This is a genomic window from Bacteroides sp. A1C1 (genome assembly GCF_004328515.1).
GTDB classification, from domain to species: Bacteria; Bacteroidota; Bacteroidia; order Bacteroidales; family Bacteroidaceae; genus Bacteroides; species Bacteroides uniformis.
The window spans coordinates 3219103-3232276 of record NZ_CP036491.1 but is presented as its reverse complement, the minus strand read 5'-3'; the positions used below and the strand labels follow the sequence as shown (position 1 = coordinate 3232276).

Sequence of the window (13174 nt, the reverse complement as noted above, 5' to 3'; positions counted from 1 at the left end):
ATGGGACTATTTTTACGAATTACGTATCAATCACAAGGAGGAAGAACAGTCGAAAAAGCATTTATAAATCGTAAGGTTTTAGGCTATATTATAGATGGTTTAAACGATGGAGATTGGCAAGATTCAATTTCAATTAAACTAACGACTCATGATCCCCAATATAGTCATATTGCAATTGGCGCAATTCTTAGATTTTTCCTTTCAGAAAATATAGAAGGTGGCAATTTAAAATCATTTTATAGATACCTAAAAAAAGATGATAAACTTATAATAGATCAAATGCTTACAATAGATAAATATGATGATTTATCTGAAGATGAGACGAGAAAAGAGCTTTGTGATGATATATTTCTTTATTTTAAAGAAGTTATTTTAAAATATAAAGATCGCTTTCTTGATTTTGATGCCGTTACTTTTATTCCATTGCTTGAAGAAAGGTTTGAGGATATAAAAAACGGTAAACTAGTAAGTAAAAGGAAATATGATTCGTATTAATATACCACAGTTTTATCTATTCCTTTTCCCAAAAAATCAATGTATAAATTTCTTAGAAAAATGGGAAGGTATATGTTCAAAGCAAATGAACAGAATGTTTTTAAAATTGAGCATACTTTTGAATGGATAGACTTGATAGATTTAAAAATACGAACAGCAACAAATTATAACCGTATTGCTAAAAAAAATCAAGGGGAAGCTTTATCTTGTACCATCGATAAAGAAGGACGCATAAAGTTTCCTACAGTACCATAGCAACTATTGAACATTTTTTATATTATGGACATTTTTTCTAAAGAAATTATTATACCTATAACGGCAGCCATACTGGGCATTGCCGTTCCCTTGTTAATTGGAGTTATTCAGCGGATAGACGATAAGTATGAATCTACCCGCCTGATACAACTCTTTATGAACGAAAGAAGCACAAAGCATTTTCTTGGCTTGCTCGCTATTACCATATTTTTACTGTTCTATCAATTGGTCGCTCCACCTAACTATTTTGATTTCGGAGTTCTTACAAAGTACATAGATTATTCTGCCATTATTCTCGCGACAATATTCTGTGTACTGCTGACATTCAGTATATTTATGATTTTCAGGCTTATCTATATTTATAATGTGCCTGAAAAACTGCAAAAGCATCTAATCAAGAGGAACGATATTCCACGAAATACCAGAAAGGCATGGTTCGAACTTTTTATTGCCATGCTCAAACAGAACAACGTGGATGTATTGCGCGATTGTTTTCAAGAATTGTATAATTGGACCATGTCTTTACGTGAAGGAAGACAATGGACGGTAATGGAATATCCGCCGGAGTTATACGAAGGCATTATCTCTATCAATGAACAGCTGTGTATGCAACAAAAGGAGGCGGTTTCCATCAAAAACGGCAATGACATAGTCAACGTAATGCTGGATGGAGTCCAGTTCACCATAATGCATCAGAATACCTACCGTACAATCTGGACTTGTTTGAACCAGCAATTGTTTTACAAACGCAGTGAATGGATTATCAAATATTGGAATGCAGCCAATTCTCTTCTGCTTCTTCACCTTGCAGATTTCCAACTTAATGAGCGCATATATGTCTCCTATACCCCATCTGGACAAGCTATTGCCGATAGTAAAATGGTTGAGCTAAGGCAAAAAGAGCGGAAAGAATTTAAGGAGTTCCATATCGCATTGGGGGGACTTTTGCTGTTTAGAAAGGAGCACGAACTTTTAAATCAAATATTGTATTACACTAATAGCCAACCACCTCATTATGTTCTGATTCCAGGATCGCTGGCTGTAATTATTTCACTGTATATGGACTTGCTCTCATTCAGTCCCGATTCAATGTACAAATACGAGCAAAAATATCCATTTTTTGGCCTTCAGGCTGGCGTACGCAACAATAGCATCATCAATGGCTGGATACAGAAATACTTGTATATCCTAATGTTACGTCTGGCAACACTTAACCGCACCTATGTTTACGAGGATTTTTATTCACTGCCGGCTCTTCCTGAATCCTTGTCCGAAAAGAACGAATGGCTGGAAAATGTTCCGATTATCCTGAAACAGATTGAGCAGAATTCCATTCCATTGGAAGACATCACAACAATACTGCCATTGGATCAGTCGCGCATATACAGGGCTAAACATAAGCTGAAGAATGCACTGGAGTCCCTTTCCAATTCGCTTACTTCAGCAATACAACATCAAAAAGTTACTCAACAGCTGTCTGAAGATGAAATTCAGGATTTTTACCAAATAGCATCAGATAGTATTGGCAGAGAAATGAAGTGGATTACAGAAGTATCTGTCATAACTAATGATGAGCACAAAAACTGTAACAAGTTCGATTGTGTCGGAAGAATACGTCAGCTGATGCCGGCAGAGGCATTCTGTACGGATAAAACAATAGGATATGTCAATTTTAAGGAGTCTTTCAGTGCTGCTACACTATACTCTTTCAAAAACTGCTGGCTCCGAAGCTTCCAGTATCAGCCTAAAAGTGAATATAGGGTTTTTCCGGAGAATCTTGACAAGGCCTTCCAGACTTTAAGATTGACCGACAAACAGATAATCATCGGATTTCACTTCAACTGGTACAATGCTTATCCTCAGAATTTACGGAAGGAAAACGAGTATAAGTTCAAATCCCCTGACAACAGATTGTTGTATAGTCTGCCTGGAGATCATACAGTCGAATTTACAAATACTGTGATTATTCTCAACAAGTCAGACCTGCCCAAACTGAAATTACTTGATCCGCCTTCCACACTAAAGGACAAGTTTCATTTGAAATGTATCAATGAACAATACAAGTTATATGCCTCTGTAATCAAATTATCCGAAAACGAACCTCTTCTAAATGAATATATCAGTTCGGGAGCATACTTGGAAAAAGAATTGAAACAGATGGCATTGGTTTGTACAGAGCTGGACGCACAGATACTATGGAAGCAGAATATACCTGTTGTCATGATTAAGGTGCTCGACCGCTTTATTGACAGCGGCAATGAAAATCTTTCCGAAATCCGTCCGTTCAATGCCGACTGATACACATTCAGATATCAGATTGACACTTCTGACTATTAGAAAACCATCATAAAACATACAGGTTAAAAATTGGAAAAACAAAGAATTGGGAAGACCTCTATGTTCACAGCAAATGAAACACAACATTCATTAGGTCGTTTCATTTAGAAACACTATCTTTGTAACAGGTCTATACAATAAATATATGAGTAGAATCAAGATTAAAAACTTCGGTCCGTTGAAAGAAACAGCATCTGTAACGGACGGATGGATAGATATAAAGAAAGTAACCGTTTTTACGGGTAACCAGGGTAGCGGTAAAAGTACGGTTGCCAAACTGATTTCCACCTTTACATGGATGGAGAAGGTCTTGACACGGGGTGATTTCAAGGAGAAAGAATTTACCGCCGCCAAGTTCAAGAACAAGTATTGCGGTTACCATCGTATTTCCAATTATTTCATAAAGGAACAGACTGAGATTTTCTACGAAGGGGATTCCTACAAGTTTACCTACACGAAGCAAGGCGAACTTGTCATAGAAAAGAATGAGAATGCATTGGACAGCTATGCCCTTCCTCAAATCATGTACGTTCCTGCCGAACGGAATTTCATCAGCATGGTCAACAAACCGGATCTGATTAAGGATTTGCCGGATGCCTTGCTAGGTTTTCTTACGGAATATGACAAAGCCAAACAACGCATTAAGAGTAGTCTGGAACTGCCTATCAATCATGCTCAACTGGAATATAACAAACAAAATGACATTGTTTATGTCAAAGGTGAGGACTATAAGGTGAAGTTAATGGAAGCGTCCAGCGGATTCCAATCCATCGTACCGCTTTATTTGGTTTCTTTACATTTGTCCGAATCTGTAAAAAGTCAGGCGAATAGTGCCCAAAAGATGAGCAGCGATGAAGCGAAACGCTTCGAAGCGGAAGTTGCGAATATATGGAACATACCGAACCTTACGGACGAGCAACGGAGGATTGCCCTTTCAGCCGTTTCTGCCAGATTCAACAAATCGGCATTTGTCAACATTGTAGAAGAACCGGAACAAAACCTTTATCCGGAATCGCAATGGATGATAATGAAACAGTTGCTGGCTTTTAACAATGCTTTGGAAACAAACCGTTTGGTAGTTACAACACATAGCCCATACCTTATTAATAGCCTGACCGTCGCTGTCAAAGCCGGTATGCTGTTGGCTGTAGGTAATCTTTCCTGTGAGGTACAAGAAAGGATAAATGCTATTTATCCCATAGAAGCTGCCATACACCCTGACGAAATCGCTATTTACGAGTTCAACGAGATAGAAGGGACGGTAACTGTACTGGACACATATCATGGGCTTCCTTCCGATGAGAACTTCCTCAACAGGATGCTAGAGAGAACAAACGAAGATTTTGCCGATTTATTGGAAATACAGCAGGAATTATGATTGACTTCTTCCCGACACGACATATATCATCATCAAACAGACGCAAATTCGGTATATGTGACCGGCCGGCTCCTGCTGCTGAAAAAGCATATATTGCAGAAAGACAGGGTCAGGATTGGATTGCGGCGGTGGACAATTATCCTCAGATAAAGGTGAATTTCGTACCGGTTGATCATTGCATTGAACTGCGCAGGGCGGACGGGAGTATGGACAACCGCTGCGACGGCTGCCTGTTTTATAGAGATACGATCATATTTGTAGAGTTGAAGCAAAGAAAAGGCAAGGGTAATCAATGGATAAAAGACGGCGAACAGCAGTTGCGTTCTACCATTGGTTATTTTGAACAACAGGAAGAGGCACGGAATTTTCCCATAAAAAAAGCCTACATAGCCAATAGCGAAAAACCTTTGTTCAGAACCGGTCAGGCAGTACGTATGGAACGCTTTTTCTTGGAAACAAACTATATACTGAGAATCGAGAACAGAATAAATATTGAATAATTGGTTGACCCTGCAGTGATTTTCGGCGAAAAACGGAACTCCGGTACGAAACTTGATGCCTACATTTGCACCGTTAACAAAATGTTTCACTTAAAACCTGTTGATTTATGGACTATATCCAAAAGATTAAGTTGCTGAACGAGTTGATGCTCAATGCAACACCGCAAAATGTAGATTTCACGCCGCAAAACGGCAATTATTGTGTGGCACTGATAGCTACGCGGCCTGTTCACACTTGGGGATACCAAAAGCGTAACTTCAAGATTAAGGGACGCTTGGAAGAAGGCAAGACGGTCTCTGCCGATTTGATAGCGGAAAATGAAATGCTTTTTGGCGTGGAAGATCTGCCTTACGTGGCTCACGAGGGTGACCGTACCCCTATCTTCAAGATAATTCGTGCTTCCATTTTCTGTGCGTATGCGGGGTTGCAGCTTACAGACCTGCATCTGGGGATGCGGAAGATTGCCTGGTCAGATTATCCTTTCAAGAGACCGGATAAGGAAGAACAGGCAAAAGCAGAAGTCGGATTTATGAAACGTCTGGCATCGGTAATGACTGTTCCGGATCATTGTGTGGTAGGACGTTCCGTGGTAACCCATCTCACTTCCACCCGTTTGCGGGATGTTATGCTGTACAACAAGGAGTACGAACCGTCCTTATATGGAAAGATAAAGGATTCAATAGAATCCTTATCTCCCTTTATTCCGGCAAAGGACCATGCCGATAATGTGGTTCCCGATGTATTTGTTTCGCAACAGGATTGGGAAAATCCTCGTGACACTTATGAACATCAGGTTATCATACTCAATGCCAAAAGCAAAAAGAAAGAACAGTTCTGGTGGGATTACCTGAAACTCAATATTTTCCTGAGCGATTTGGAGTATTATTTCGGCTACTATATTTTGATGAACCGTTGGCAGATTCCGATGATTCAGAGGTGGATTGCCGAGTATCGCGAAAAAGGTTTCTTCGAGTCCCAGCGTGCGAAGGATTATCTTCTGTTCTATTTGAAAGCCGGAGAAAAGACACCGGTTCGTGTTTTAAACTCACAGGGGGTGCAGGTTAAGATGAAGATACCTTCAAGATAAGCCGGTAACATAATGTTTCTCATAGGGAAAAGCGGATTATGTATATTTCATAGGCATTTCTTTGCCGATAGAATGCATAATTGGCTTTTCCCTTTGTTTTTGTTGGGGATATTTATACTTTTGCATTCAAAAAAATACCGTCTGGTCGGTATTTTTTTGAATGAATATAGAAGAGTTATCAGAATATGGAATGAAAACACAGGGGAACATCTCTGTTTGAAATTCCACTTTCTGTTTGGGTTCCCCTATGTTAAACAAACCGACTAATCGGCTTATTTGAAAACAAATATAGTGAAAAAATAATATATCGCACAAAAAAATAAAATGGTATTGCAGATCGGTGTGTCGTAAATTCATAAAAGGCTTTGATTCATATGAAAAAGGCATATTTAATAATACTAAAACAAAATGCTTATTCTCTTAAAAAGAACTACTTTTGTATGATGCAAAAAAAAGAATGTCATGAAAGGAACAAAAGGTTCAGAAACAAAAGCTTTAATAAGGGAGACTGCATTTAAACAGTTTCTGACAAAAGATTACAGCATGGTCCCCTTAAAAGATATAGAAAAAAGCCTCAATTTGTCGAGAGGATGTATGTCATATCACTATCCTACAAAACAAGAATTGTTTATTGATGTGATAGACCAATACATACTCCGAAAACAAGATGTTGATAACAAACTGCAAATTTCAAAGCCCATGTCTTTATATGAATTTATAGAACACTATATTATTAATGTTGAGCGTACTATGAATTATTTAACTCAGTTCATTTTGCCGGAAGCTAAAACTAATGGAACACGAGCATATATGAACTTAATTCTACAAGCTGAAAAATTTTATCCTAATTTCACTAAAGAAACAACAATAATAACACAAAAAGAATTATTGTTGTGGGAAAGAATATTGAAACATGCTCAAAATGAGGGGGAAATAAATAAACAATATGATTGTAGATACCTTGCCAAACAGTTTAAATATCTTTTCTTTGGACAATCTTATAATGATGCCCTAGAAAACGGATTAAATATACCTGAGCTAAAAAAACAATTTATATTCATATATAATCTAATAAAAATATAATTTAAATGCAGAAAGAAGTTTTTATAACAACAACAGCTGTTTACTTTCCCAACTCTCCTATCGGCAATAACCAAATGGAGGAGTATTTGGGCTTAATTTCCGGTTCACACTCTCGTGTTAAAAACATTGTGCTTAGACAGAATGGTATAAAGCAACGTTTCTATGCCATTGATACTAATCAGACCATGACACATACTAATGCAGACTTGGCGGCACAATCTATATATAACTTGTTGGCGAAACACCCTCTTCCAATGCAGGATTTGGAATTGTTAGCGTGCGCAACTGCTAGTCCGGATCAGATATTACCCTCACATGCTTCTATGGTACATGGTTTACTAAAAAATAAGCCGATGGAAATATATTCATCATCTGGTATTTGTTTATCATGCATTCAAGCATTTAAAATTGCTTATTGGAGCATTTTATCTGGTGAAAAACGGAATGCTGTTTGTAGCTGTTCTGAATTGGCATCAGCAGGCTTGCTATCCAAAAACTATGATTTAGAATATGAGAAATGCGCAAATCTTGGAATAAAGCCATACATGGCACTAGAGAAAGATTTTTTACGTTTCATGTTGAGTGATGGGGCTAGTGCTGTATTGCTTCAGGACAATCCGGGTAATGAAAAGGCTTTGAAGGTTGAATGGGTAGAGATGACTTCATTTGCAAATGAATTACCAACATGTATGTTTATGGGAGCAGAAAAAACAGAAAATGGAGAATTAAAGAGTTGGAAATCATTTGATTCTCAAGATTTTGTAAATCGTTCACTCTTTACTGTTAAACAAGATATTAAATTATTGGAACAAAAGGCAGTTCCATATTGGGCCAAACATATCAAATATTGCTTTGCGAAACATAACATATCACCAGACACGATTTCGTATGTACTTCCTCACGTTTCTTCCATGTTTTTTTATGATAAAATAATAAATGAGCTTGAACAAGTGGGAATTGGAATCGACAAGAGCAAATGGTTCACTAATTTGCCGGAAGTCGGAAATATTGCTTCAGCAGCCATATTTGCAATTCTGGATCAATTCTGGAAGACACATAAGCTCGTGCCGGGAGAAAAAATACTGCTGCTTGTCCCTGAAAGCGGACGCTTTTCTTATGGAACAGTGCTATTAAGTGTCGTATAAATTTGGAAATAAACGATAAATAACGTATTTTTGCGCTGTTAAAACGACATAGTATAGTATCATATATCATCTTCCAAACGAAAAGTGGAAAATTTCAAAGAGATAAGATGGAATATGACGGCTTGCGCTATATTAAAATATATAGCACAGGTGCGTCAGCATCATCTCTAGGTATTCCACTACCGCGTTGGGGTGTTGATTGCATCTGTGCTATTTTTTATAATATAGGCAGTAGGATGGACCCGAATTTGAAACAGCGGATTATAGAGGAGGCATACAGGTTATTCATCACAAAAGGAATGAAGCAGACCTCATTCTGCGATGTGGCTGTCGCCGTGCATAAATCCAAAGGGGCTGTCATACACTACTTTCCTTCCAAAAAGAAACTGATTGATGCGGTTGTCAGAATGCGTTTTTTCCCCGACTCGCAGATTTCTTGTGAAATGTATTCCTTGGCTGACAAGGATTGGAATGAGTTTTTAAGGCAATACAGGAATCCGATAGAACGGGTGATAAACAGTTTTCCAAAACATCTGAATGGCAATCTCCTGGTATGTTATATGCAGTTTGTTTCCTCCGCCCATGAATATATGGACGAATTTCCACAAATGTATCAGCAACTCCTTATCCGGGAACAGGACTTTCTTTCCAATGTGGCTTATGGTCATAAAATAAGTTTGAAGGATGCCAAGGCGTTCAGCAGACAGGCATTGAACACTTCTATTGGTAAGACTTTCTTGGGGATGTTCTCAGAAATTTAAGCCCGCATTCCTTTCCTTTTCCTCCCTATCAGTTCATTCCGTTGTCTTTTAGACTGATAAATGATAAAACTTTACTTGCTGGAACCTGTTTTTTTTCATTATTCTTGGAAAAGGCTTATCTTTGCAAAATAAACCGACCAGTCGGTTTATTTTGCAAAGAATTTTAATAGAATATAATGAATTAAAAAGTGAATAATTGGAAAGTAGGAATAAATTGTTGAAATCTTTGCGCCTGCAACCGCTTCTTGCCAAAATAGCGGTAGGATATATGGCCAAGATTGTAGTCATAAGTGGTATTGCTTACGTTGGCATCTGCGAATGGAAAGAGACTAAGGCCAGGGAAATGGAAGTACGGATGATTAACCGGAAAAAGCATGAGATAAATGATATATACGTGAAAATGCTCAGGCTTTCTTTCTTCTGTGAAACCTTTATGGAGTGGAGTGAGCAGGATTTTTTATCATTTCAGAAGCGGAGACGGCACATTGACAGCCTGTTGTGTAGCTTGAGGTACTCCTCTTCCGGCTCACATACAGACAGCATCCGTAATTTGTGGAGAGCCAAGGAGCGGTATATGCGGGAAATCATATATTGGGTACACAGGCAGGAGGAAGCCGACCGGGAAATTGCAGCGCAGATTCCGGCCATTGCCAGACAGAGTGAACGGGAAAATGCCCCCAAAGGGGGATTCCTGAAGAGGTTGTTCGCAAAACGCCACAAGGCGGATTCTCCTTCTGCCGCCTCCATGCTTCATGAACTTAACCGAAGCGTGGTGGGCAGACAGCAGGCGTATGCCCGGAAGCTGGCAGAACGGACGGACAGCTTGGATGGGATGAACAGAAGGCTGAACGTGCAGTTGCGGCAGATGATTGAGAATATGGACGGAACGGTACAAGCAGAATTGAAGAGACAGGAAGAAGAAGTTGCGGAAGCCGGGAAACGGTCATTTGCCACGGTCATCGGTCTGACGGCATTCATGGTTTTGCTGCTGATATGGTCCTACATGGTGATACACCGGGATATGATGCGTATAAACCGTTATAAAAAAAGGCTGGAAGGCACAGTCCGTCAGTTGGAGCAGACCGTTCTTGAAAACGAGGAACTGATTGAGGCAAGAAAGAAAATCATGCTGGCCGTAACCCATGACTTGCGCGCGCCGCTTGCTTCTATCAGCAGCTATGCGGAATTGCTTTCCACGGAAAGAGAAGTGTCGAAGTGCAGGGAATACAGCCGGAACATACGGCAGGTGGCGGGACACATGTCTTCCATGCTGAATTCCCTGTTGGGATTTTTTCGGTTGGAAAGTGGCGGGGAAAAGGCCGTTCCTGTCCCGTTCAGGTTATGTTCCGTCACCGAGATTTTGGAAACGGATTTTATGCCGCTGGCAGCAGGAAAAAACCTTTTGCTGAACGTGCTGAGTGCCGGAGATGCGGTTGTTATAGGAGATAGGGACAGGATAATACAGATAGGAAGCAACTTGTTGTCCAATGCAATCAAGTTTACGGAGCAGGGAAGTGTAACGGTTCGCACACAATTTGACCAGGGCGTATTGACGCTTATCGTGGAAGATACCGGCACCGGAATGGACGATGAGGAGCAGACACGCATTTTCACTGCATTCGAAAGGCTTCCCAATGCGATTGCGGAAGAAGGGGTCGGACTGGGACTTTCAATAGTAAAAGGTCTGGTCGGATTGTTGGACGGCAGGATTGAAGTGGCAAGCCGGAAAGGGGTGGGCAGCCGGTTCACTGTCTGTCTTCCTCTGGCTGTGGCAGAGGAAGCGATGGCGGAGAGCGGCAGGAGCCGGATTTCCGTACGGTCCTATACGGTACTGGTATTGGACAATGACACCGTTTTGCTGGCGGCAATCAGGGAAATGTTTGCGTATCACGGGGTGGCTTGCACGGTATGTGAGAACACGCGTGATCTGATGGAGCATGTCCGCAGCCGTAGTTATGACCTTTTGATTACGGATTTGAAAATGCCCCGGACAAACGGATTCGAGGTGTTGAAGCTCCTGCGCATGGCCAATGTGGGAAATTCACGGAGCATTCCGGTTATAGCGAGTACCGCATCGGGAAACTGCGATACGGGGGATTTGTATGCGGCAGGGTTTTCGGGCTGTTTGAAAAAGCCGTTTTCCGCCGAAGAACTTTTGCAGGTATGTACGGAATGTCTGGGAAATGAAAGGCAGTCTGAACAGATAGACCTCGATGCCCTGCTGAAATATGGGAACAGGCGGAAGATGCTGGATACCCTGATCCGGGAGACAAGGAAGGATATGGAGGCTATGGCTGAATGTGCAGAAAAGAATGATCATGAGGCACTGAAAGAATGGATACATCATCTGACAGGCTCATGGGAGATCATTCATGCCGGCAAGCCGCTGCGTGAGTTGTTCGCACTGCTTCAGGATTCGGGAGAGTTTTCTGTGGACGAGTTCGGGCGGACTGTACAGCAGGTATTGGATAAAGGAAAAGAAATAATATGTTTGGCACAACAGGCTAAGAAGGCTTATGAGAGTAATTGTTGTTGAGGACAATGTCTTGTTCTGTAATTATATCTGCAATTTTTTGCAGAAGGCGGATTTGGATACTGTAAGGACTTACAGGCTGGCACAGGCTAAGAAGTTCATTGGGACATCCGTCCGTGAGGATGACATCGTATTGGCGGATTTAAGATTGCCTGACGGGGAAAGTACCACGCTGTTGCAGTGGATGAGGGAGAACGGCTATATGCACCCGTTCATCATGATGACTAATTATGAAGAGATACATTCTGCGGTTCATACCATGAAACTGGGTGCGGAAGATTATATCCTCAAACCGCTGGTTGAAACCAGGCTGCTGCCCGTCATCAAAAAAATAAGGACGGTGAACGAGGCTTTCACCAAGGTAATCTATGAACGCAAAAGCACCCCTTTTTGCGAGTTGAACCGGTACATTCACATGGTAGCGCCGACGGATATGACGGTACTGATATTGGGAAGCACCGGAACGGGAAAGGAACACCTGGCAAAAAAGATTCACAGGCAGAGCCTCAGATCCGGCAAGCCGTATGTAACGGTCGATTGCGGCAGTTTGTCCAAAGAGCTGGCACCTTCCGCCTTTTTCGGCCATGTCAAGGGGGCGTTTACCGGAGCCACAGAGGAAAAGGCAGGATATTTTCAGGAAGCGCAGGGAGGCACCCTGTTCATGGATGAGGTGGAGAACCTTTCGATAGAAACGCAGCGGATGCTGTTGCGTGCCATGGAGGAACGGCGGTATCGTCCGGTAGGCGGACAACGGGACAGGCTGATGGATGTGCGCATCATTGCGGCCACCAATGAGGATTTGCAGGAGGCTGTTGCGGAAAAGCGTTTCCGGAAGGACCTGCTTTATCGCTTTCAGGATTTTACCATCACCGTACCTGCATTGCATAATTGCCTGGAGGATATACTGCCTTTGGCGGATTTTTTCCGGGAGCAATCTTGCGGATTGCTCCGGAAAGAGGTCTTGGATTTTGACGAACCGGCAAAGAAGATGCTGCTGGGATACAGTTGGCCGGGAAATGTACGGGAACTGAAGCAGGTTATTCATGCGGCGGTATTGATATGCAAAGGAAAACTGATTACCCCCAATTCCTTACGGCTCCAATATGCGGGAGAGCCCGTTTCTGACCCCATGGGGAAAGAGAAGATAGACAAGTGTTTGCAGAAAGATGAAAGAAGAAACATAGAACAGATCAAGACGGCTCTTTCCATCTCTAAAGGGAACCTGACACAGGCAGCGGCCTTGTTGGGAATCAGCCGCCCGACCCTTTACAAGAGAATGAGCCTGCACGGAATTTCCAGATAGGTTTGTTTGCGATACAGTTTTCCCCCTCATCAAAGGAAAATCGAATTTGTCTTGCCGGCCGCATTTGCCGAATCTTTTCGTGGAAATTTTCCTTGCGGCTTCGCCGTGGAAAATTTTCACGAAAAAGAATGCGGCGGCAATCCAGATTCGATTTGAAAAACGATTACAGGGGCAAACTGCGACCGATGTGACGCATGGATAAAGGATATGGGCTGCTTGAAGAGGCCGTATTTCATAATCCATGAAATTCCACATATCCAGCCGGGATACAGATCTTATGAAAGTCTTGCTGTAAA

Annotated in this window: 11 protein-coding genes; all 11 read left to right on the top strand. The window is 41.4% G+C overall.

The annotated features are described in order from the left end of the window. The 11 genes from EYA81_RS13130 to EYA81_RS13075 all read left to right on the top strand — a co-directional run bounded on the left by EYA81_RS13130 (position 1) and on the right by EYA81_RS13075 (position 12878). Entirely contained in the window at positions 1-495 is a 495-nt protein-coding gene (locus EYA81_RS13130) for a hypothetical protein (protein WP_036631734.1), read from the top strand. Positions 496-567: 72 nt separating this feature from the next. After that, a complete protein-coding gene (locus tag EYA81_RS13125; protein ID WP_118067133.1) occupies positions 568-750 on the top strand; it encodes a hypothetical protein in 183 nt (60 codons plus the stop codon). Between the two features lie 24 nt (positions 751-774). Beyond that, positions 775-3048, top strand: a complete 2274-nt coding sequence (locus EYA81_RS13120; RefSeq protein WP_036631740.1) for a hypothetical protein — start codon at positions 775-777, stop codon at positions 3046-3048. A 184-nt stretch (positions 3049-3232) separates the two neighbouring features. Next, positions 3233-4465 (top strand): AAA family ATPase, encoded by a 1233-nt coding sequence (locus EYA81_RS13115; protein WP_036631730.1) that lies wholly within the window; start codon positions 3233-3235, stop codon positions 4463-4465. After that, complete coding sequence (locus tag EYA81_RS13110; RefSeq protein ID WP_036631729.1) at positions 4462-4965, top strand: hypothetical protein; 504 nt, start codon at positions 4462-4464, stop codon at positions 4963-4965. Before EYA81_RS13115 ends, EYA81_RS13110 begins: the two co-directional genes overlap by 4 nt. 107 nt (positions 4966-5072) lie before the next feature. Continuing rightward, positions 5073-6053: a hypothetical protein gene (locus EYA81_RS13105; protein WP_036631727.1), complete on the top strand. Its 981-nt coding sequence runs from the start codon at positions 5073-5075 to the stop codon at positions 6051-6053. 462 nt (positions 6054-6515) lie between these two features. After that, the gene (locus tag EYA81_RS13100; RefSeq protein ID WP_036631723.1) at positions 6516-7136 is read left to right on the top strand and encodes a TetR/AcrR family transcriptional regulator; all 621 of its coding nucleotides are present in this window, start codon (positions 6516-6518) and stop codon (positions 7134-7136) included. 5 nt (positions 7137-7141) lie between these two features. Beyond that, entirely contained in the window at positions 7142-8281 is a 1140-nt protein-coding gene (locus EYA81_RS13095) for a StlD/DarB family beta-ketosynthase (RefSeq protein WP_117688852.1), read from the top strand. A gap of 236 nt (positions 8282-8517) precedes the next feature. Next, on the top strand, positions 8518-9042 hold the full coding sequence (locus tag EYA81_RS13090) for a TetR/AcrR family transcriptional regulator (protein WP_036631738.1): 525 nt from the start codon (positions 8518-8520) through the stop codon (positions 9040-9042). A gap of 196 nt (positions 9043-9238) precedes the next feature. Next, positions 9239-11578 (top strand): ATP-binding protein, encoded by a 2340-nt coding sequence (locus EYA81_RS13080; protein ID WP_036631717.1) that lies wholly within the window; start codon positions 9239-9241, stop codon positions 11576-11578. Beyond that, entirely contained in the window at positions 11559-12878 is a 1320-nt protein-coding gene (locus tag EYA81_RS13075; protein ID WP_036631714.1) for a sigma-54 dependent transcriptional regulator, read from the top strand. Before EYA81_RS13080 ends, EYA81_RS13075 begins: the two co-directional genes overlap by 20 nt. Positions 12879-13174 lie beyond the last annotated feature (296 nt).